Below are 20608 nucleotides of genomic sequence, written 5' to 3' on the forward strand. Positions count from 1 at the left end.
GCGATTCAACCCAGGGTTTTTACCAGCAGCGCGACCGCTACCAGCGTCGACACAAGGGCGAAGCCTCTTTGCAGATAGGGTTCCGGCAACCTGGCGGCGACCAGGCGCCCGCCGAGCATGCCGACGATGGCCCCCATGGAAAAGGGTAGCGCTATTGGCCATTGCAGGTGGCCCATCGCCGAACTCGCCAGCACCCCTGACATGGAAACCAACGCGATGACGGTCAGCGATGTGGCGAGCACCGACTGGGTGGTCAAATTGGTGTACCGCTGGAGCGCCGGAACCATGACAAAACCACCGCCGACGCCGAGCAGTCCGGAAAGAACCCCGGCGACTATGCCTGAAGCCGTGAGCGCCCACGCACAAGGGCCGGTCCAGTTGAGCTTGCCGCGATTTTCGTCCAGGACACAGGGCGGCGGTTTGCGTGTTTCGGATGCCTTTTTCCTGACAGACGAAGGCAATGATTTTTGCAATGCCCGGAACGCCACGTACATCAGCAACAAGGCAAACAGGATCGTCAACGGACGGTTGGGCGTGCGCTGCGCCAACCAAAGGCCCAGCGGCGAGCAGATGACGCCTGCTCCGGCCGTCACCAGTGCAGCCTTGTAGCGCACGATGCCTTTGCGCAGGCCCATCACGGCGCCGAGGGTGGCGGCCAGGCCTACCGCCAGCAAACCAATGGGCCCGGCTTCGGCCATGCTCAAGCCCACGCCAAAAACCAGGAACGGGACGGCGAGTATGCCGCCGCCGGCACCGGTCAGCGCCAGGATCACGCCCACCGCAAAGCCCAGTAGCAGGACTGCAATCATCTCGGTCTCCTGGTGCGGAGGTTCGATTTCATAGGTCCGCCAGTTCAGGTTTCGCCAGCCACTCACGGCCCTTGAGCATGGCTTTCCAATACAGCGGCGGAAGAATGCGCTCTTTCAGTAGCCAGGCGAGCCTCGAAGGCTGAGTACCGTCGATCAGCCAGGACGGGAAGCTGGGGGCCAGCTTGCCGCCGTAGGTGAATTCAGCGAGCACGACCTTGCCGCGTTCCACGGTCAGCGGACAGGAACCGTAGCCGTCGTAATGGGCGCTGCCCTTGGCCTTGCCCATGGCCGCCAGCACATTGTGGGCGACCACGGGCGCCTGCTTGCGCGCCGCCGCCGCGGTTTTTGCGTTGCTGGTATTGGTCGCATCGCCCAATGCGTGAATATTCGCCCAGGTTTTATGCTGCAAGCTGTCGGGATCGACATCGATCCAGCCCGCCACATCGGCCAGAGGGCTTACGCGGATAAAATCCGGCGCAACCTGGGGGGGCACTACATGCAGTAAGTCGAAGTCGTGCGTCACAAGGTGAGTACTGCCGTCGGCCTTGACGCACCTGAAGGTCGCCGTTTGTGCCGGTCCATCGACAGACGTCAGCGTACTGCCGAAACTCAGGTCGATCCCATAGGCGTGGACGTATTTCATCAGGGCCGGCACGTAGTCGGGAACGCCGAACAGGACTGTCCCGGCGGTGCAGAAGTCGATCTCGATATCGCCGAGTACCCCTTGGCGTCTCCAGTGGTCGGCGCACAGGTACATCGCTTTTTGAGGGGCCCCGGCGCATTTGATCGGCATGGGCGGTTGCGTGAAAATGGCCCGACCACTGCGCAGTTGCTGCACCTGTTCCCAAGTGTAGGGGGCCAGGTGGTACAGATAGTTTGAGGTGACACCGTTGCGCCCCAGCGTCTGCGGCAGGCCTTCAATGGCATGCCAATCCAGTTTAAGGCCCGGGCACACGATCAACTGCTCGTATCGGACCACTCGGCATCCATCGAGAATAATGGCGTCGTTTTCAGGTTCGAAGGCTGCGACAGCCGCTTTTATCCAGTGCACGCCCCGAGGAATGGTCGCGCCCATCGTGTGGGCAGTTTTGTGCGCCTCGAACACGCCGCCGCCGACGAGGGTCCAGCCGGGCTGGTAATAATGCACATCCGCCGGATCGATGATGGCAATGTCCAAGCCTGGCTCGCGTGCCAATAAACTCGAAGCCGCCGCGATGCCCGCCGCACCGCCGCCGACAATGACCACCGCATGTCGGGCTTCGGCCACGCCCACAGGCGTGCGGCCCTCGTTGGCAATCCTGCGAATGACGCCTTTTATGTCGAAGCCGGCTTTGCTGGCTGTTTCGACAATCTGGGGCAAGGGCTGCTGGCCGGCCTGGGACAGTGCCCACATCGTGGTCGAGCGCATGCCGGAGCGGCAATACGCCAACACGGGCTTGGGCAACGACTCGAACAATTTGCCGAAGGTCACGCCCTGTTCGTCGGTCACCTTGCCGGACTCGGCCGCAAGGTAGTGCGCCTCGATGCCCATCGCTTGCGCTGCGCGCTGGATGTCGGCAAACAAAGGTTGATCGCTGCCTTCACCATCGGGGCGGTTACAGATGATGGCGCGATAGCCGCTGTTTTTGATCTCACTCAATTGTTCGGGATGGATCTGCCCTGATATCGAGAGGCCGGACGCAAGGTGGCGGATGTCCATGAATGTCTCCGTGATGACTGTTTTTCTTATAGGGGGGGCGTCAGAGTCGATTGAGCGGGATTTTCAGGTAGCACGTGCCGTTCGATTCCGGCTCCGGGAAATGCCCGGCCCGCATGTTGACCTGGACCGATGGCAGGATGAGCGTCGGCATCTCCAGCGAGGCATCGCGCTGGGTGCGCATCGCCACGAATGCTTCTTCGCTGATGCCGTTACGGACATGGACATTGTCGGCACGTTGCTCGGCGACGGTGCTGGAAAATTGCACCTCGCGGCCACCGGGTTGGTAATCGTGACAGGTGTAGAGGAGGGTGTTGGCCGGCAAGCTCAAAACCTTGTTGATGGATCGGAACAAGGTATGCGCGTTGCCACCGGGGAAGTCACACCGTGCGGTACCGTAGTCGGGCATGAACAAGGTGTCGCCAACGAATGCCGCCGTTTCCTGGCCGTCGCTGACGACATACGTCATGCAGGCGGGGGTGTGGCCCGGCGTGTGGAGCGCGCGGCATTGCAGCGTACCAATAGTAAATGACTCGTCATTGACAAACAGATGGTCGAACTGACTGCCGTCGCGAGGCATCTCCCCACGTGTGTTGAACAGCGTGCCGAAGACTTCCTGTACGGCGGCAATCCGGCTTCCGATCCCTATTGTGCCGCCGAGTTTTTCCTTCAGGTACGGGGCGGCGGTGAGATGGTCGGCATGGACGTGGGTCTCAAGAATCCATTCGACCTTCGCCTCCAGCTCGACCACCCTGGCCATCAGCTTGTCGGCCGAGGTGGTTGCGGTACGGCCAGATTTGGGGTCGTAGTCCAGGACGCTGTCGATCAATGCGCACTGGCGGGTCGCTTCGTCCAGCACCAGATAGCTGACGGTGTGGGTCTCGGGATCGAAAAAACCTTCGACGTGCGGTTTTACGGTCATGAACGGTCTCCTTCGGGGCTCTCGGCCGCTTGAAGAACAGACACAGCAATAATGCTGCCATGTCGATCCCGGATTTGGATAAAAACCTAACTGCATGATTTTATTGATTTAAGTTCACGGGTCTCGACAAGGCCTCTGCCGATCTACAGACAATTAAACTGCCATTGGCAGCATTTGTTGGCATAGTGGCAGTGTCACCCCTGCTGGATGCATTCACTGGAGCCGCAATGACACACCGCCTGTCGCCTACCCAAGACCTGCCTCCACATCCAGACCAGGTGCAGTCCCTGGTCTCGTTTCTGGAGCACGAGTCCCAGCCGATGATCGTCCTTGATCCCGATTACAACATCCTGGCGGCGAACACGGCTTACCTGCGTCAGTTCGGCAGCGCCGACAAACCATTCATTGGCCATAAGTGTTATCAGATTTCCCACCACTACGACGTGCCTTGTGACCAGGCCGGCGAGAACTGCCCGATGAAAAAGGCCAGGGAAATGCGCAGTCCGGATCGGGTCTTGCACATTCACCACACACCGCGCGGGCCCGAACACGTCGACGTGGAACTGCGGCCAATTCTCAATGAACATGGCGCCATCAGCGCTTATGTGGAACGGCTCACCTTGGTACGTAGCGCCTCGGCCCGGCCCAGTAATGAAGGGCTGGTGGGCAGTTCGCCGGCCTTTAATCAGGCGCTGTTGGAACTGCAGCGGGTAGCGCCCTCGATGTTACCGGTGCTGTTGCTGGGAGAGTCCGGCACAGGCAAGGAGCTGTTTGCCCGCGCCGTCCATGAAACCAGTGAGCGGGCCGCGGGACCTTTTGTCGTGGTTGATTGCTCCGGCTTGACCGAAACCTTGTTCGAGAGCGAGCTGTTCGGCCACGAGAAGGGCGCGTTTACTGGAGCCACCGTGCGCAAGGTGGGCCTGGTGGAGACCGCCCAGGGCGGTACGCTGTTTCTCGATGAGATAGGCGACGTGCCCTTGGCCATGCAGGTGAAACTGTTGCGACTGATTGAGTCTGGAACCTATCGCCGTGTCGGCAGTGTAGAAACCCTGCACGCGGATTTCAGGTTGGTGGCCGCGACCCATAAGCCATTGGAAAAGATGCTGGAGAAAGGCGAGTTCAGGCAGGACTTGTACTACCGCATCAGCGTTTTTCCCATCCATCTACCGCCCTTGCGTCATCGCCTTGAAGACATCGGCTTGTTGGTGGACTCGTTCCTGCAACGTTCCGGGACCGGTAAGCGTCGGCTGACCATCGATCCCGAGGCGCTGATGCAATTGCAGCGGTTTTCCTGGCCGGGCAATATCCGCGAGTTGCGCAATGTCCTGGAAAGAGCCGCGCTGTTTGCCGACGACGGCGTCATTCACGCCTTGCATCTGCCCGCGCCCCCCGTGGCGTTGTTGGCCCCAGCCTTGGCTCCTGCGCCCGATAGCAGGGACCTGGAACAGCTCGTGGCCACTTTCAGAGGCACCCGCAGCGAACTGGCCAAACACCTGGGTGTGAGTGAACGCACGTTATACCGGCGGTTGAAAGAACAAGGTCTGGCCTGAGCGCCATCGAGCCTTGACTGCCAATGACTGCCATCGCTGGCAGTTTGGCAGGCTTTTTTCTCTCCATACCAGCCGACGAGTTTCGGCGGTTTCACTAGTTCCTTGTTTTATAAGAATAAATAATCAAACCCGGCGTTGGCATGAGCCGTGCTAATGCTTGCCCCATGACTATTTCCGATAAACGACTGCGTCGCCATCTGCTCACAGCAGTGCTGATCAAACTGGTCGTGCTGACAGTGCTGTGGTGGCTGTTCATCAAGGATTCGCGCGTCAGCGTTGACTCGAACACCATCAGCGACAGGTTCGGCGTACCCACCTCGGCTCAAGGGGCAAGTAAGTGATCTCAGAACAATTGGTGGATTTGTCACGGCTGCAGTTCGCAGCCACTGCGCTGTACCATTTCCTGTTTGTGCCGCTCACCGTGGGGATGGTGTGGCTGCTGGTCATCATGGAAAGCGTCTACGTGATGACAGGTAATGTCATCTGGAAAGACATGACTCGCTTCTGGGGCAAATTGTTCGGTATCAACTTCGCGTTGGGCGTGACCACCGGTATCACCCTGGAGTTTCAGTTCGGCACCAACTGGGCGTACTACTCGCACTACGTCGGGGACATCTTCGGTGCCCCGTTGGCCATCGAGGGCCTGATGGCGTTCTTTCTCGAATCGACCATGATCGGGTTGTTCTTTTTCGGCTGGGATCGCCTGAAGAAAGAACATCATTTGCTGGTCACGCTGTTGATGGCCATTGGCACCAACCTGTCGGCGCTGTGGATTCTGATCGCCAATGGCTGGATGCAGAACCCGGTGGGCTCGCAATTCAGTTACATCACCATGCGCATGGAGATGGTGGATTTCTGGGCCGTGGTCTTCAACCCGGTGGCGCAGGCCAAGTTCGTCCATACGGTGTCTGCCGGTTATGTCACCGGCTCGATGTTTGTGTTGTCGATTTCCAGTTGGTACTTGCTCAAGGGGCGTGATGTCGAGTTTGCCAAGCGCAGCTTTCGAGTGGCGGCCGCCTTCGGCCTGGCTTCGGTGCTGAGTGTCATCGTACTGGGGGATGAGTCGGGTTACACGGTGGGCGAGGCGCAGCAAACGAAGCTGGCGGCCATGGAGGCCATGTGGGAAACCAAACCTGCACCGGCGGGCTTGACCCTGGTGGCCAGCATTAATGAAGCCGAGTCCAGGAATAACTGGGAACTCGATGTGCCGTGGGTGATGGGCTTGATCGGCACGCGCTCGGTCAGCAAGCAGATTCCGGGCATCCATGACATCAAAGCGAAAAACCGCGCGCGCATTCTGCGGGGCATTACCGCCGTCAATGCGCTTGAAGCGCTGCGCGCCGATCGCACCGATAAGGTCGCGTTCGATACCTTCGAAGCGTACAAGGCCGACCTGGGTTTTGGCCTGCTACTTAAAAAGTACGTCGAGGATGTCAACCAGGCCACGCCAGCCATCATCGACAAAGCGGTGAACGACACCGTACCGCGCGTGACCCCGATGTTCTGGGGGTTGCGGATCATGGTCGGCCTGGGCTTTGCCATGCTCGTGCTTTTTGGGATGGCATTCTGGAGCACCTTGAAGTCGAGCGGCCCACATCATCGCGGGTTACTGCGCTGCGCACTGTTGATGCTGCCTGCGCCATGGCTTGCCTGCGAACTGGGTTGGTTCGTGGCTGAATACGGCCGCCAACCCTGGACCATCTACGGTGTGTTGCCGACTCACATGAGCGTTTCCACCCTCAGTGTCGATAACCTGTACGGCTCTCTGGCTGGGTTCGTCGTTTTCTACACGGTGCTGCTGGCGGTGGAAATGTTCCTGATGGTCAAGTTCGCCCGCCAGGGCCCCGGCAGCCTCGGTACCGGTCGTTACGTCCACGACGCCAAGTTGAAGGAGCTTCACCATGCTTGATTACTTCACGCTCAAGATCATCTGGTGGGCGCTGGTCGGCGTCCTGCTGATAGGTTTCGCCATCATGGACGGCCACGACATGGGCGTCGGCACGCTCTTGCCGTTTGTGGGGCGCAATGACATGGAACGCCGCGTCGTGATCAACACCGTGGGGCCGCATTGGGATGGCAATCAGGTCTGGTTCATTACGGCGGGCGGCGCGTTGTTCGCCGCATGGCCGGTGGTCTATGCCACTGCATTCAGCGGATTCTATTGGGCGATGATCCTTGTGCTCTGGGCGTTGTTCTTCCGCCCGGTGGGTTTCGACTACCGCAGCAAGATCCACCATCCGGTATGGCGCAGTACCTGGGATTGGGGGCTTTTCGTGGGTGGGGCCGTGCCGCCGCTGGTGTTCGGCATCGCGTTTGGCAACTTGCTGCAGGGTGTACCGTTTCACTTCAATGAGTACCTGGTGTCAACGTACACCGGCAGCTTCTGGCAATTGCTCAACCCTTTCGCGCTGCTGACCGGCCTGGTCAGCAGCGCCATGATTACGCTGCAGGGGGGCACGTACCTGGCCCATCGCACGGAGGGCAACATTCAGTCCCGGGCGATAAAAGGCGCGGTAGGCGCGGCGATCGTGCTGGTGTGTTCGTTCATCCTGGCGGGTATCTGGCTGCAATGGATCGAGGGGTATCGCATCACGTCGCTCGTGGATACCGCCGGGTTGCCCGACATTCTCGGCAAGTCGGTCGTGAGGGAGGCGGGGGCCTGGATGGCCAATTATGGTCGCTATCCTTCGCTGTGGCTGCTGCCCGCGCTTGGACTGGCCGGCGCCGCCGGTGCGGCGCTGTTGCTGATGAGGCGCCGTACCCTTTCAGCGTTCGTCGCGTCATCGCTTGCGGTGGTCGGTGTCATCGGTACGGCAGGGGTATCCATGTTCCCCTTTGTCATGCCGTCGTCATCGATGCCTGCGGCGAGTCTTACCGTGTGGGACAGCGTTTCCAGCCATCTGAGCCTGGCCATCATGTTCTGGGCCACGTTGTTCTTCATGCCATTGATCGTGATCTATACCGCTTGGGCGTATCGCGTCATGCGGGGCAAAGTCACGGCCAGCCAGATCAAGGCCAACGAACATTCGGCGTACTAGTGTCGACAAAGGAGTGATGCAATATGTGGTATTTCGCCTGGATGCTGGGAGTCGGTTTCGCACTGCTGCTGGCGATACTCAATGCGATGTGGGGCGAGAATGAGGCTGCTCGAGCCAGGAGTGACCGTGACGAGGCGCAGCCATGATGCCGAATGTCGCTGACGGCCAGCCCTCTTCACGGCTTGATCGGCTGAGCCTGGCCGTCGCGGTGACCATCATGCTGGCCTGTACGCTCTACCCCCCACTGATGACGGCGCCGGACGGGAAAGCCGACCATGCGCTGGCAACGGCATTGTTCATCGCCATGAGCGTGGCCTTTGTAAGAGGGGTGGGGTTCATTCCGCGCAAGCTTGTCTGGCGAAGGATGTTCTCGGGCTGGACCTGCCTGGTGGCACTGGCGCTTGCCGGCGCGTTGAAGCTCTTGCACTGAGAGCCTGACGACAAGCCCCGCAATGACCACACGGTTATCGAAAACCTCACCTGCCGACGGAGCAGGTGGGGCGGGCAGCATTTGGAGGCCTTGCACCGCCCTGGGCGATAGGTCTAGCGAGATGGCGTACCCATATTCTGCTGGTGCTGCATCATCTGCTCCATCATCATTTGCTGCATGCCCATGTAGTTGTCCATCATGTACTGGTGTTGCTTCATCTGCTCGGGCGTCATCCGGGAATAGTGGTTGCCCATTTGTTTCCAACCCATCATCGGGCCGTTCCCCTTCATGTGGCCGCCCATCATGCCGCCCCCCATCATCCCATTCATCATCTGCATGCTTTGCTGCATCATGGTCTGGTGATCTTGCATGAGTTGCTGGCGTTGCACCGGATCGGTGGTTTTCTGGATCAGGCTCATTTGCTCCTGCATCTTCTTCAGGTTTTCCTGGGCCTTCGCCATCTGCTGATCAAATTGTTCAATGCTCATCGATGGCGGCGTCGGCATGGCGGCGTCGGTGGCTTGCTGGGCAAAGGTTAGCGTGGGGAAAAGCACCGCGGTCAGGGCGAGGGCGGCGAGTTTGGATGCGTTCATGGTTCAGGTCCTTGCGAGGTGGGTGGGGATCGTCACGGTTGCCGATCAGGCTCGGTTAAACGCAGCCGAATCTGTTTTTCAATCTCGATGATGGCGAACAGCGCAATGCCCACCGCGATGATCAGCAGTCCGTCCATGAAGGGGACCGCTTGGGTTGCGAACACGGCTTGCAGTGGGGGCGCGTAGGTGATGGCGAACTGAGCGACGGTCACCACCGCGATGGTCGCCCACACAACCTTCGTACCTCGAAGGCCCTTCCAGGTCAGCGACGTGCCGTAGAGATTGCGGATAAAGAACAGATGGAAAATTTCCATCACGACCAAGGTGTTCACGGCCAGGGTGCGGGCCAGTTCGACGGGGTAGCCTCGGTCCAGGGCATAGGTAAAAATGCCGTAGACACCGCACAGGAACAGAATGGAAACCAGCACCATATGCCAGACCAATGCGCCGCTGATCAACGGCTCCTGCCGTGAGCGCGGTGGCCTGCGCATGGTGTTGTCTTCGGTCGGTTCGAACGCCAGCGCGACACCCAGCGTGGTGGCGGTGATCAGGTTGATCCACAGGATCTGTATCGGTGTGACCGGCAACGTAAAACCAAACAGCAGCGCGACAATCAGGGTCATGGTCTCGCCCGCATTGGTGGGTAACGTCCAGCTCAGCACTTTCTTTATGTTGTCATAGACCGTCCGTCCTTCACGCACCGCGGCCACGATGGAGGCGAAGTTATCGTCCGCCAGTACCAGGTCCGCGGCTTCTTTGGCGGCCTCACTGCCTTTGTCGCCCATGGCGATGCCGGCATCTGCGCGTTTGAGCGCTGGTGCGTCGTTGACGCCGTCGCCGGTCATGGCCACGGTCATGCCGTTGCGTTGCAGCAATGTCACCAGCCGGAGCTTATGCTCGGGGCTGGTACGCGCGAAGATGTTCACTTGCTTGAGCGATTCCCTGAGGGTGGCATCGCTCATGGTGTCCAGGTCGTTGCCGGTCAGTACCTTGTCGGGGTCATCCAGACCGATCTGATCACCGATGGCGCAGGCGGTGCCGGCGTGGTCCCCGGTGATCATTTTCACGACAATGCCGGCTGCCTGGCATTGCTTGATTGCCTGGATCGTTTCCGGGCGAGGCGGGTCGATCATTCCCACCAGGCCAAGCAAGGTCAGTGTCCCTTGTACATCGGTAAATTCCAGGATGGCGTGCTCGGGCGGCACTGACCTGACGGCGAGCGCCAACACGCGTTGGCCCTTGCGGGCGATGACATTGGCCTGCGCGTGCCAATAGTCGGCATCGACCGGGGCCGTTGCCCCTATGCTGCTCCGTTGGCGCGTGCACATGGTCAAAATCTGCTCCGGCGCACCTTTGACATAAATCGCGGCTTGTCGGTCATGGTTGTGATGCAGCGTCGCCATGAAGCGGTGTTTGGCGTCGAACGGAATGGCATCAGTGCGGGCCCAGGTGCCGCGTTCCTCTTCGCCGTTGATGCCGGCCTTGGCGCAAAACACCAGCAGTGCGCCCTCCATGGGGTCTCCTTCGACCTTCCAGGCGTCTTCGTGCTGCCTCAAGCTTGCGTCATTGCAAAGGCTGGCCGCGCGCCCCAGTTCGGCTAGCACCGGGTGGTGGGAGGTGTCGATCAACTGATCGGCAAGGTTCATATTGCCCGAGGGCTGGTAGCCGACACCGTCGACCGTGAAGGTCAGGTCACTGGTGACGACGGACGCCACCATCATCTCGTTACGGGTGAGGGTACCGGTCTTGTCCGTGCAGATGACCGACACCGAGCCCAGCGTTTCGATGGCCGGCAGGCGCCGAACGATGGCATTGCGACGAGCCATCGCCCGCACGCCCACCGCCAGGGTAATGGTCAGTACGGCGGGCAATCCCTCGGGTATGGCGGCGACCGACATGCCCACCACGACCATGAAGATCTCGGTGAAGGCGTAATGCCCGACAAAGTGGCCATAAGCGAGTAGCAGGCCGGAGATCAGCAAAATCAATAGCGTCAACCAGCGAGCGAAGACGTTCATTTGCTGTATCAGGGGCGTCGTCAGTGGCTCCACTGCCGACAGCAGGTTGCTGATGCGCCCGATTTCAGTCGAGGTTGCCGTAGCTACAACGACCCCGGTTGCTTGTCCGCAGGTCACCAAGGTGCCACTGAACGCCATGCAGGCACGATCACCCAGAGCTGCTTCGATGCGCACCGCTTCGGTATTTTTTTCAGCCGGTGCGGATTCTCCAGTGAGGATGGCTTCCTGGACCTGGAGCCGGTTGGCATGCAGCAAGCGCAGATCAGCCGGGACTTTGTCGCCGGCCTCCAGCAAGACGATATCGCCGGGTACCAGTTCTTCGCCTGCAATGCCCAGGCGTTCGCCGGCACGAATCACGGTTGCACGAGGCGCCAGCATGTTGCGGATAGCATCCATGGCCTGTTCGGCCTTGCCTTCCTGGACATAGCCAATGATTGCATTAGCCACCACGACAGCGAGAATGACCACCGTGTCCCACAGGTGTTGCAGCGTTGCGGTGATCGCCGCAGAACCGAGCAGTACATAAATCAGGATGTTGTGAAATTGCAGCAGAAATCGCCGCCATGCGGGCCGCCGGGCAGACGCTGACAACTGGTTGAACCCCGTACGCTCCAGCCGGGCCTGGACTTCGGCCGTGTCCAGCCCGGCTTGTTCATCGACACCCAGGTATTTGAGCGCCTGCTCGGCGGGCAGCGTGTGCCAGGCCAGGTTTTGTGGGGGCGTTGGCGGGTGCGCCGCGGGTGCATCGCTCGGTCGGTTCATCAGCCACGTTCCTGTGAGTACGGAGCGGTTGTTCTACAGGTCATCGGCACAGCTCTGCCTTCAGCCCATCTGTTGCGGCGCAATGACCCACACGCTGCAGGGCAGCTTGTACAGCAGGCCTTCGATGGTGCTGCCGATCAGTTTGTCCACGTTGCCGTAGCGCACGCGCCCCATGACGATGACATCAATGTCATGGGACGCGGCGTAGTTCGCCAACACCTTGGCCGGGTCCCCCATGATCATGTGTCGCTGATCCGGGGCGATGCCATTGCGTTCGGCCAGTGCATCGAAGGCGGCGCCCTGGGACTCGTAGAGTTGGCGGGCGAGGGTCGAGGAGAAGAACATCGAACCGTTGCCAAAACCGTATTCAGCGGCGGTAATGGACGAAAGATCATAGGCGTAGATGACTTCCAGCGTTGCGTCGCAGCGGGTGGCCAGCTTGTTGGCTTCGCTCAGGATCCGGTCATTGAGGCCTTCGTAGCGCCCGTCCTGATGAAACGGGTCGATGGCGGCCAGGATCTTGCGCGGACGCGCGTGGGCGACCTGGTTGACGAAGTGCAGTGGAACTTCGCATTCGCGCAGCAGATGCACGTCCAGCGGCGTGAACATCAGTCGGGAAAACCACGACTCAGGGTCCACCGACTTGATCAGCGCTTCCATAGGCGCTTCCTTGAGGTGGACCAGGATCTCCTGCAGGGGGCGCTCGACCCACATCACTTCTGTCGTGACCTCGATACCGAGTTTGCGCAGGGGCCTGGCCTGTTCCTCCAGCCACTGCCGATGGCGCTCGATGTAGCCCAGGCGCATCTGCTCCAGTGCTTGCTCGTTGACCAGGGCGGCCGTGGCCAAGCCTTCGAGGTAGTCAAAAGCGACAATGTGCAGCGCCGCGCCTTCGGCCCTGGCCAGTGCGGCCGCCCGGTCGAACGCCGGGCTGTGTTCCATCAGTGGCGAGACGACCAGCATCAAGCGTGATTGCGTAGACATGACAAACCTCCTGGGCAAGGACCTGTTGGCACCGGGCGACGTTTCGCGCGGCGTGGTGTCTGTCATCAATGATGAACATCATGGCGCCCGCTAACTTGATTTGCATCAAACACGCTTCAACGCGTTGCATCGAAGGCGGCAACGGCGAGGCAATCGCGCTATGTTTGAGCATGATCAGTCGCCCCAGGACATGAGTGCAGTTGGCTCGTGCCCCTGGATTGAGTGACAACCGCAAGCCGCGCGAGAGAGCCGTTACCATGACTGAAACCCTAGCGTTCACCAATGCCGCCGCCGCACTGGGCATCGGCCTGCTGGTGGGGCTTGAGCGCGAACGACGCAAAGGCGAGGGCGAGCGGCGCGACTTCGCCGGTCTGCGCACCTTCGCCATCACGTCCGTGCTCGGTTACCTGGCGGTCCAGGCGGGCGGTCCCTTGTTGCTGGGAGGCATGACCCTTGCCCTGGGCATGTTGGTGAGCGTGGCCTATTGGCGAAACCTTGACAAGGATCCGGGGATTACCAGTGAGGTGGCCTTGTTCGCGGTATTGGCACTGGGCGCGCTCTGTGCGAGCGACCCGGGCCTGGCGACCGCGATTGGGGTGGTGATGGCCGGGCTGCTCGCCAGCCGCCAGGCGTTGCACCACTTTGCCCGCAACCAGTTGACCGCCACCGAGATGCGCGATGGCCTGGTGCTGTTGATCGCCGCGCTGGTCGTGCTACCGCTGGCGCCGGATCGTTTCCTCGGGCCTTATGACGCCATCAACCTGCGCAACCTGTGCACCCTTACCGTCATGCTGATGGCGGTGGGTGCGCTGGGGCACGTCGCGGTTCGAACCCTGGGGACCCGCTATGGCTATGCCCTCAGTGCGATTGCCTCAGGGTTCGCTTCTGCCACCGTGACGGTTGCGACCATGGGCGGTATCGCGGCCAAAGAGCCTCTCAATCTCAAGGTGGTGAGCGCGGCGGCGGTGTTATCCAACCTGGCGACGGTGGCCCAAATGGGCCTGATTCTCGTGGCCGTGGACCCCGCGCTGCTGCGTTGGATGTGGGGGCCGTTGATGTGCGCGATACTGATGGTATTGCTCTACGCCGGCGTGCTGATGTTTCCCCGCCCAAGGGCGCGGGCCGATGAAACCATCAAGCACGGCGGCGCTTTTAGCCTCAAGCTGGCGTTGACCATGGTCCTGGCGATGACCGCTATCACCGTCCTGTCGTCGGCGATGCTCGATACGTTTGGTCAGGCCGGGGTGACCGTCACCGCCGTTTTCAGCGGGTTGCTCGACGCCCATGCCTCGACAGCCTCCATCGCGTCTCTGGCCAAGGGGGGGTTGTTGCCCTTCGACGGCATTGCGGTGCCGATCTTGATGGCGATGAGCAGCAACTCCCTGAGCAAGTGCGTCGTAGCCTGGCTCAGTGGCGGGCGAAGGTTCGCCGGGTATGTGATTCCCGGCCAGGTGCTGGTAACGCTGGCGATGTGGGCGGGGCTGTTGCTCCCGAGTTTGTCGACCTGAATGATGGCTGTTTGATGAAGATCAAGACCTGCCCCTGGCCTATGTTCATTCTGGAGCCCTCAATCCTTTAGTTGGCTGTCGCCACGTACCGAGGTGTTCCATGTCCCAGACTCAACGGTTGTTGCTATTGGCGCCTGACGCCATGATCCGTACGCCGGCGTTCGACCGCGCCACCGAGTTGGCCCTGGCGCTGGATCTGCCCCTGCACATTGTGGCGATCGACTACCTGGAGTTGCTCTCGGTGGCCGGTCTTTTCGCCCCGGAGCAGGTCAAGCAGGCGCGTGAGGGTTATCTGGAAACCCATCGGCATTGGCTGTGGCAACAGGCCGAACTGGCGCGCCGGCATGGCGTCGAGGTGACCTGCGAGGTGATTTGGAGCAAGGATGCCTTCCAAGCCTTGCAGCAATACGTCAAGGAGATGCCGATGGCCTTGATCATCAAGGACGCGCAGCCGGAACCGGCGATGAAGCGGGTGTTTTTCACGCCCCTGGACTGGCGCTTGCTGCGTGACTGCCCGGTGCCAGTGCATCTGGTCACGGATTCTCGTAACCCCCGGCCTCGGCGGGTGCTGGCGATTGTCGATGTGCTGCGCAGCGAGGATCAGGACCTGGTGTTCAACGACCAGATCGTCGATGCCGCGGTCAAACTGGCTGAACAATGCAACGCCCAGGTCGAGTTGCTGCATGCCTTCGATTGGACGGCTGTCTACGCCTCGGACATGGGCATTGGTGCGTTGCCCCTGGCCACCGGGCTCTATGAAGCGCTGGGCCAGGCACAGCATGAGGTGTTCGAGTCACTGGCCGAGCGGCACGGGGTCGCACCGAAGTTGCGTCACTTCATCGAAGGGGCACCGCTGAACAGTATTTGCACGTTCGTCGCCGATCAGCAGATCGATGTCATCGTCATGGGCACCACGGCCCATCGTGGCCTGGACAAGCGCCTGGGCACCACCGCCGAGTTCCTGCTGCAACGGGCGCCCTGCAGCGTATTGGCGATCAAGCCGCAAGCGTGACGGGATCAACGCTGCGCGAGGCCGGACCAAGGCCTCGCGTCAGCGTCCGGGCTAAAGGTGGAGCCGGTGGATGACCTGTCGGGTGTCGTCGGGGTCGCTGTGGGTTTCAAAACCCAGGCTGTGGGCAAGCTCTCGCATCGGGGCATTGCTGGCCGCGTCGACGGAGTACATCTGGAGGTAGCCGTTTTTACGCGCGGTGTCGATCAGGTGCTCCATCAACAATGTCCCCAGCCCCAGGTGTTGCCAAGGGTCAGCGACGGTCACTGCGCACTCGCATTCGTGCTCCTGGGTCGCGCAATAGCGGCTGACACCGATCTCGATCAACTCGCCGTTGTCATGGACCAGGGCGATGTAGGCCATGTGGGTCTTGCAATCGACATCCATCAATTGATTGAGCAGCGCCGTGCCTGGCTCATTGATCTGCGCCAGGAAGCGCATGTGCCGAGACTCCGGCGACAGGCGCATGATGAAGTCGTATTCGCGCTGGCGGTCCTGCTCCCTGAGCGGGCGGATCAAGACATGCCGGCCGTCCTTGAGTGCCTGGATCCAGTGCTTGCCACTGATGCTGGCATACAGGGCTGCGGCGCGTTCGTTGTGGTCTTTGACAGTGAGCATGGTGTGATCCTCCCTCGGATGTGCACGTGCGGTGCGCTAAAAAGCCACGCATTCGATACTGTTCTACGCCCGCCACGGCGATCGATTCTGATCTGGATCAGTGCCCACGTATCCGTCCGTCGATTGCCCTGCCTTTGATGCAGATCAAACCGTCCGGGGCCTTGATGGGCGCACGCTGAAGATCGCGTCGGAAAAGGCCGGTGCGAGGTTTCGGGCCTGAGATGATCGACTCGATGGAGGTGTGCGATGGGGCAATACCAGCGTTTGCTATTGATCGTCGAACCTGATCTGCACCCCTCCGTGGCGATGCGCAGGGCTTGTGCCCTGGCCAGGGCCAGCGGCGCGGCTCTGCACTTGTGCGCGTTCGTCCAGCCACCGGCCCGCACCCACTTATGGGGTGAAAAAACCGATGAAGCGAATGAGCAACGCTACTTGCACCGCTATCGGCGCTGGATGGTGGAGGAGGCTGTGCTGCTTAAGGAGGAAGGCCTGGATGTGACCACTCACGTGGTCTGGACGCTCCATCCGTTGCTGGACATCCTGCGCTATGTCGAGCAGTTCCAGCCTGACCTGCTGATCAAGGACGTCACGCTCGAGCCGCTGCTCAAGCGTGTGTTCGCCACACCGCTTGACTGTCACTTGTTGCGCGACTGTCCGGTGCCGGTGCACCTGGTCAACCAGGCGGTGCACGGCTTGCCGCGGCGGGTCGTGGCGGCGGTGGACCCCTCGGACCCCGAGGCCGATGCCTTGAACGAGCGCATCGTCCAGACGGCCACCGCGCTGGCCCGGCAATGCGACGCCTCGTTGCATCTGCTGTATGCCTGCGACCTGTCGCCTGCCTTCAATGGCGACGCCTCGTTGCTGGTCGGCGCCTGGGATGACGACTTTGTCGACGCCCTGCGCGAATCGCTGCATGCGGCCTTTATCAACCTGGCCGGGCGCTGTGGCGTACCAGCGGAGCGTCGGCACTTCATCGTCGGCTTGCCGGTGCCGGTGATCCACGAGTTCATCGACGAATTCGAGGCCGACGTCGTGGTGATGGGCACTGCGCACCGCGCCGGTCTTGAGCGTTTGATTGGCAGCACGACAGAACGTGCCTTGTACTCATTGCCGGGCAGTGTGCTGGCGGTCAAGGGATGAGTACGATGGCCCCGTTGACCTGTCCGCTCCTCAGACGCTCCAGCGCTTGGTTGGCTTGGACCAATGGGTAGCAGGTCACGTTGCAATGCACGGGTGTGCGCTGGATCTGTTCGAAAAACGCCACGCCGTCCGCACGGGTCAGATTGGCCACTGAACGCACGCTGCGCTCCTGCCACAACAGACGATAGGGGAAGGCGGGAATGTCGCTCATGTGAATGCCGGCGCACACCACGCAACCGCCTTTGGCGGTAACTTGCAACGCCAGCGGCACCAGTTCGCCGACGGGGGCGAAGATCAGGCTGGCGTCCAGCAGGTGTGGCGGTGCCTGATCCGATGCCCCGGCCCAGGTCGCGCCCAGCGAACGGGCATAGTCCTGGCCGCTGTCATCACCGGGGCGGGTGAAGGCATAGACTTGCTGGCCCCGGCCCACGGCGACCTGGATCGCCAGGTGCGCAGCGGCGCCGAAGCCATAAAGGCCCAAGTGAGGGGCATTTTGCGCCATCTGCAAGGCCCGGAAACCGATCAGCCCCGCACACAGCAAGGGTGCGGCTTCGGCGGCCTCCAGTGTATCGGGGAGAGGGAAGCAGAATCGCGCATCGGCGACGGTGTAATCGGCATAACCGCCGTCCAGCTGACAGCCGGTGAACAGCGCCTGGTCGCAAAGGTTCTCCCGGCCCGAGCGGCAGAACTCACACACGCCGCACGTCCATCCCAGCCAGGGCACACCCACCCGGCGGCCGATCCAGTCCGAGGCTACTTGCCCGCCAACGGCGCTGACCTCGCCGACGATCTCGTGGCCCGGTACCCGAGGCAACCGGGCCTGGGGCAGTTCACCGTCGAACAGATGCAAGTCGGTGCGGCACACACCGCAGGCTTGCACCTTGATCAGCATTTGCCCGGCGGCAGGCGTCGGTTGGGGACGTTCCTCCAGTTGCAAGGGCTGGCCGATCGTGTGCAGGACCATGGCGCGCATGAGCATTCTCCTGTGTGAACGGGCGCCCGCCATGCCAGTGCGCGGTGTCAGGGCGTCAAGCAAGCACCTTGTATGACCTTAGCGTCCCTGGTTCTGATGTAAATCAAGTCACGCTTATTCCTGCGTTCCAGAATCAAACATGGCAACCCTGTTTTTTTGCGGAGGACGTAATGAGCGATTTTCTCAGCCCCGACCAACTGGAAGGTATTGACGCCTATTGGCGCGCGTCCAATTACCTGGCCGTGGGACAGATCTACCTCAAGGACAACCCCTTGCTGCACACACCGCTGCAACGCGATCACGTCAAGCCGCGCTTGCTGGGCCACTGGGGTACGACGCCGGGGCTGAATCTGATGTACGTGCACCTCAATCACCTGATCAAGACCCATGACCTGAACATGATCTTGATCACCGGCCCCGGTCATGGCGGCCCGGCCATCGTTGCCCAGAGCTACCTGGAGGGCAGCTTTACCCAGTGTTATCCCTCGGTGGAACAGAATGAAAACGGCATGTTGCGCCTGTTCCGGCAATTCTCCTGGCCTTATGGCTTATCCAGCCATGTCTCGGCGCAAATTCCCGGCTCTATCCACGAAGGTGGGGAGCTGGGTTATTCCCTGGCCCATGCCTATGGGGCAGCGTTCGACAACCCGGACCTGATCGTGGCCTGCGTTATCGGTGACGGTGAGGCTGAAACCGGCACGTTGGCGGCGAGCTGGCACTCGAACAAGTTTCTCAACCCCAGGCGTGACGGCGCCGTGCTGCCCATTCTTCATCTCAACGGTTTCAAGATCGCCAACCCCACGCTGCTTTCGCGCATCAGTGAAGACGAGCTGTCGGCCCTGATGTATGGCTACGGCTACGATCCATATTTTGTCGAAGGCGACGACCCGCAAACGGTGCACCAGCAGTTGGCCAGGACCCTGGACGGCATGTTGCTCAAAATTCGTGAAATCCAGCGCATGGCCCGCACGGACTCGTCGGGACGTACCCTGGAACGTCAGCTCTGGCCGATGTTGGTGTTGCGCACGCCCAAGGGCTGGACCGGTCCGAAATTCGTCGATGGCCAGCAGGTCGAAGGCACCTGGCGCGCCCACCAGGTGCCGCTGAGCCACTTCGAACTGCCCATGCATTTGACGCAGCTGGAACAATGGCTCCAGAGCTATCGACCGCAGGAACTGTTCGACGACCATGGTGCGTTGCTGCCGGACATTGCCGCGTTGGCGCCGACGGGACATAGGCGCTTGGGTGCTAATCCCCATGCCAATGGTGGCTTGCTCCTCAACCCCCTGGAACTGCCTCGTTTCACCGATTACGCCGTGCAATTGTGCGCGCCCGGTAGCGTGCAGGCAGAGGCCACCCGGGTGTTGGGCGGTTTTGTGCGCGATGTGATGAAGCAGAACCTGCGGGCAGGCAATTTCCGTCTGTTCGGCCCCGACGAAACTGCCTCCAATCGCCTTGAAGCGGTGTACGAGGTCACTGGCAAAACCTGGATGGCGGCGCTGGAGACGGGCGACACGAACCTGGCGTGCGATGGCCGAGTGATGGAAATCCTCAGCGAGCAAGTGTGTGAAGGCTGGCTGGAGGGGTATTTGCTGACCGGTCGTCATGGGCTGTTTTCCTGCTACGAGGCGTTCATCCATATCGTCGATTCGATGTTCAATCAGCACGCCAAATGGCTCAAGACCGCCGCCCAGATCCCGTGGCGCGCGTCGATTGCTTCGCTCAATTACCTGCTCACGTCCCATGTCTGGCGTCAGGACCACAATGGCTTTTCCCACCAGGACCCGGGGTTCCTAGACCTGGTGGCAAACAAGAGCGCTGACGTGGTGCGCATCTACCTGCCAGCAGACGCCAATTGCCTGTTGTCCGTTGCTGATCACTGCCTCAAGAGCCGCGATTACATCAATGTGATTGTGGCCGGCAAGCAACCGGAATGGCAGTGGCTGGACATCGATTCGGCCGTTCGGCACTGCTCGATCGGGGTCGGTCGCTGGGCCTTTGCCTGCAACAACGACGATGACCCGGACGTAGTGATGGCCTGTGCCGGTGACGTGCCGACGTTGGAAACCCTGGCCGCTGTCACGCTGCTGCGTGAATACGTGCCCGACCTGCGCGTGCGGGTGGTGAATGTCGTCGACCTGTTGGCCCTGCAACCGCCGCAGCAGCATGCCCACGGGTTGCCGGACGTCGAGTTCGATGGGTTGTTTACCGTGGACAAACCCGTGATTTTCGCCTTCCACGGCTATCCGTCGCTGATCCACCGGCTGGTCTACAAGCGTCACAACCACGATAACTTCCATGTCCGCGGTTTCATGGAGGAGGGCGCCACCACTACGCCGTTCGACATGGCGGTCATCAACCATCTGGATCGCTACCAGTTGGCGCTCGATGTCATCGAGCGCGTGCCGCGGTTGCAGCCGCTGGTGGACAGCGCCAGGGATCGCTACTGGGCAACCATGGAAAAGCACCAGCTGTACCTCATCGAGCATGGACAGGACATGCCCGATGTCTTGAACTGGCGCTGGACACCGACGCCGCAATGACGGCCAACCATGCCT

18 protein-coding genes are annotated in these 20608 nt (G+C 60.9%); 10 read left to right on the forward strand and 8 right to left on the reverse strand.

The features are described from left to right. Positions 1 to 5: 5 nt before the first annotated feature. The 3 genes from AACY31_RS18770 to AACY31_RS18780 are packed head-to-tail and all read right to left on the reverse strand — an operon-like array spanning position 6 to position 3427. On the reverse strand, positions 6 to 809 hold the full coding sequence (locus AACY31_RS18770; protein WP_339481203.1) for a sulfite exporter TauE/SafE family protein: 804 nt from the start codon (positions 807 to 809) through the stop codon (positions 6 to 8). Between the two features lie 28 nt (positions 810 to 837). Next, positions 838 to 2508 (reverse strand): TIGR01244 family sulfur transferase, encoded by a 1671-nt coding sequence (locus AACY31_RS18775; protein WP_339481201.1) that lies wholly within the window; start codon positions 2506 to 2508, stop codon positions 838 to 840. Between the two features lie 40 nt (positions 2509 to 2548). Continuing rightward, positions 2549 to 3427 carry an MBL fold metallo-hydrolase gene (locus AACY31_RS18780; protein ID WP_339481199.1) on the reverse strand — a complete coding sequence of 293 codons (879 nt, stop codon included), beginning with the start codon at positions 3425 to 3427 and terminating at the stop codon, positions 2549 to 2551. Between the two features lie 227 nt (positions 3428 to 3654). Between AACY31_RS18780 and AACY31_RS18785 the strand changes: the two genes are divergently transcribed. The 6 genes from AACY31_RS18785 to AACY31_RS18810 all read left to right on the forward strand — a co-directional run bounded on the left by AACY31_RS18785 (position 3655) and on the right by AACY31_RS18810 (position 8445). Next, positions 3655 to 4977, forward strand: a complete 1323-nt coding sequence (locus AACY31_RS18785; protein WP_339504956.1) for a sigma-54 interaction domain-containing protein — start codon at positions 3655 to 3657, stop codon at positions 4975 to 4977. A 140-nt stretch (positions 4978 to 5117) separates the two neighbouring features. Further along, a complete protein-coding gene (cydP, locus tag AACY31_RS18790) occupies positions 5118 to 5318 on the forward strand; it encodes a cytochrome oxidase putative small subunit CydP (RefSeq protein WP_139381059.1) in 201 nt (66 codons plus the stop codon). Next, entirely contained in the window at positions 5315 to 6886 is a 1572-nt protein-coding gene (locus tag AACY31_RS18795) for a cytochrome ubiquinol oxidase subunit I (protein WP_339481196.1), read from the forward strand. Before cydP ends, AACY31_RS18795 begins: the two co-directional genes overlap by 4 nt. Beyond that, the gene (gene cydB, locus AACY31_RS18800) at positions 6879 to 8015 is read left to right on the forward strand and encodes a cytochrome d ubiquinol oxidase subunit II (protein WP_339481194.1); all 1137 of its coding nucleotides are present in this window, start codon (positions 6879 to 6881) and stop codon (positions 8013 to 8015) included. The genes AACY31_RS18795 and cydB overlap by 8 nt, the downstream gene beginning before the upstream one ends. 23 nt (positions 8016 to 8038) lie before the next feature. Further along, positions 8039 to 8161, forward strand: coding sequence for a cytochrome bd-I oxidase subunit CydX (cydX, locus tag AACY31_RS18805; RefSeq protein ID WP_339481193.1), 123 nt, complete (start codon positions 8039 to 8041; stop codon positions 8159 to 8161). After that, positions 8158 to 8445: a cyd operon YbgE family protein gene (locus tag AACY31_RS18810; protein WP_339481191.1), complete on the forward strand. Its 288-nt coding sequence runs from the start codon at positions 8158 to 8160 to the stop codon at positions 8443 to 8445. Before cydX ends, AACY31_RS18810 begins: the two co-directional genes overlap by 4 nt. A gap of 113 nt (positions 8446 to 8558) precedes the next feature. On the opposite strand, the gene AACY31_RS18815 is transcribed toward AACY31_RS18810, so the two are convergent. Genes AACY31_RS18815 through AACY31_RS18825 form a run of 3 tightly spaced genes read right to left on the reverse strand, consistent with a single transcriptional unit; the run spans position 8559 to position 12802 of the window. Continuing rightward, positions 8559 to 9038, reverse strand: coding sequence for a hypothetical protein (locus AACY31_RS18815; RefSeq protein WP_339481190.1), 480 nt, complete (start codon positions 9036 to 9038; stop codon positions 8559 to 8561). 32 nt (positions 9039 to 9070) lie between these two features. After that, positions 9071 to 11818 carry a cation-transporting P-type ATPase gene (locus AACY31_RS18820; protein WP_339481189.1) on the reverse strand — a complete coding sequence of 916 codons (2748 nt, stop codon included), beginning with the start codon at positions 11816 to 11818 and terminating at the stop codon, positions 9071 to 9073. A gap of 60 nt (positions 11819 to 11878) precedes the next feature. Beyond that, positions 11879 to 12802: a universal stress protein gene (locus AACY31_RS18825; protein WP_339481187.1), complete on the reverse strand. Its 924-nt coding sequence runs from the start codon at positions 12800 to 12802 to the stop codon at positions 11879 to 11881. A gap of 257 nt (positions 12803 to 13059) precedes the next feature. Here AACY31_RS18825 and AACY31_RS18830 point away from each other — a divergent pair, with 257 nt between their 5' ends. After that, positions 13060 to 14310, forward strand: a complete 1251-nt coding sequence (locus AACY31_RS18830) for an MgtC/SapB family protein (RefSeq protein ID WP_339481186.1) — start codon at positions 13060 to 13062, stop codon at positions 14308 to 14310. A 100-nt stretch (positions 14311 to 14410) separates the two neighbouring features. Next, positions 14411 to 15322 carry a universal stress protein gene (locus AACY31_RS18835; RefSeq protein ID WP_339481184.1) on the forward strand — a complete coding sequence of 304 codons (912 nt, stop codon included), beginning with the start codon at positions 14411 to 14413 and terminating at the stop codon, positions 15320 to 15322. Positions 15323 to 15373: 51 nt separating this feature from the next. Here AACY31_RS18835 and AACY31_RS18840 read toward each other — a convergent pair whose 3' ends face one another. Next, positions 15374 to 15937: a GNAT family N-acetyltransferase gene (locus AACY31_RS18840; protein ID WP_339481183.1), complete on the reverse strand. Its 564-nt coding sequence runs from the start codon at positions 15935 to 15937 to the stop codon at positions 15374 to 15376. A 246-nt stretch (positions 15938 to 16183) separates the two neighbouring features. Here AACY31_RS18840 and AACY31_RS18845 point away from each other — a divergent pair, with 246 nt between their 5' ends. Further along, complete coding sequence (locus tag AACY31_RS18845; RefSeq protein ID WP_339492570.1) at positions 16184 to 17077, forward strand: universal stress protein; 894 nt, start codon at positions 16184 to 16186, stop codon at positions 17075 to 17077. Here the strand turns inward: AACY31_RS18845 and AACY31_RS18850 are convergent. Next, positions 17067 to 18050, reverse strand: a complete 984-nt coding sequence (locus tag AACY31_RS18850) for a zinc-dependent alcohol dehydrogenase family protein (RefSeq protein ID WP_339481181.1) — start codon at positions 18048 to 18050, stop codon at positions 17067 to 17069. The genes AACY31_RS18845 and AACY31_RS18850 overlap by 11 nt on opposite strands. Before the next feature lie 170 nt (positions 18051 to 18220). On the opposite strand from AACY31_RS18850, the gene AACY31_RS18855 reads away from it, so the two are divergent. Further along, a complete protein-coding gene (locus tag AACY31_RS18855) occupies positions 18221 to 20593 on the forward strand; it encodes a phosphoketolase family protein (RefSeq protein ID WP_339481179.1) in 2373 nt (790 codons plus the stop codon). Positions 20594 to 20608 lie beyond the last annotated feature (15 nt).

Origin of the sequence: Pseudomonas sp. RL_105y_Pfl2_101, from assembly GCF_963970585.1 — a bacterium.
In the GTDB taxonomy this organism is placed as follows: domain Bacteria; phylum Pseudomonadota; class Gammaproteobacteria; order Pseudomonadales; family Pseudomonadaceae; genus Aquipseudomonas.

Bases quoted from the DNA above. Each gene is read 5' to 3' on its own strand.
- AACY31_RS18835 (WP_339481184.1), top strand. From the start codon at position 14,411: ATGTCCCAGACTCAACGGTTGTTGCTATTGGCGCCTGACGCCATGATC.
- cydP (WP_139381059.1), top strand. From the start codon at position 5,118: ATGAGCCGTGCTAATGCTTGCCCCATGACTATTTCCGATAAACGACTG.
- AACY31_RS18780 (WP_339481199.1), bottom strand. From the start codon at position 3,427: ATGACCGTAAAACCGCACGTCGAAGGTTTTTTCGATCCCGAGACCCAC.
- AACY31_RS18775 (WP_339481201.1), bottom strand. From the start codon at position 2,508: ATGGACATCCGCCACCTTGCGTCCGGCCTCTCGATATCAGGGCAGATC.
- AACY31_RS18820 (WP_339481189.1), bottom strand. From the start codon at position 11,818: ATGAACCGACCGAGCGATGCACCCGCGGCGCACCCGCCAACGCCCCCA.
- AACY31_RS18785 (WP_339504956.1), top strand. From the start codon at position 3,655: ATGACACACCGCCTGTCGCCTACCCAAGACCTGCCTCCACATCCAGAC.
- AACY31_RS18845 (WP_339492570.1), top strand. From the start codon at position 16,184: ATGGGGCAATACCAGCGTTTGCTATTGATCGTCGAACCTGATCTGCAC.
- AACY31_RS18855 (WP_339481179.1), top strand. From the start codon at position 18,221: ATGAGCGATTTTCTCAGCCCCGACCAACTGGAAGGTATTGACGCCTAT.
- AACY31_RS18850 (WP_339481181.1), bottom strand. From the start codon at position 18,050: ATGCGCGCCATGGTCCTGCACACGATCGGCCAGCCCTTGCAACTGGAG.
- AACY31_RS18825 (WP_339481187.1), bottom strand. From the start codon at position 12,802: ATGTCTACGCAATCACGCTTGATGCTGGTCGTCTCGCCACTGATGGAA.
- AACY31_RS18840 (WP_339481183.1), bottom strand. From the start codon at position 15,937: ATGCTCACTGTCAAAGACCACAACGAACGCGCCGCAGCCCTGTATGCC.
- AACY31_RS18810 (WP_339481191.1), top strand. From the start codon at position 8,158: ATGATGCCGAATGTCGCTGACGGCCAGCCCTCTTCACGGCTTGATCGG.
- AACY31_RS18830 (WP_339481186.1), top strand. From the start codon at position 13,060: ATGACTGAAACCCTAGCGTTCACCAATGCCGCCGCCGCACTGGGCATC.
- cydB (WP_339481194.1), top strand. From the start codon at position 6,879: ATGCTTGATTACTTCACGCTCAAGATCATCTGGTGGGCGCTGGTCGGC.
- AACY31_RS18770 (WP_339481203.1), bottom strand. From the start codon at position 809: ATGATTGCAGTCCTGCTACTGGGCTTTGCGGTGGGCGTGATCCTGGCG.
- AACY31_RS18815 (WP_339481190.1), bottom strand. From the start codon at position 9,038: ATGAACGCATCCAAACTCGCCGCCCTCGCCCTGACCGCGGTGCTTTTC.
- cydX (WP_339481193.1), top strand. From the start codon at position 8,039: ATGTGGTATTTCGCCTGGATGCTGGGAGTCGGTTTCGCACTGCTGCTG.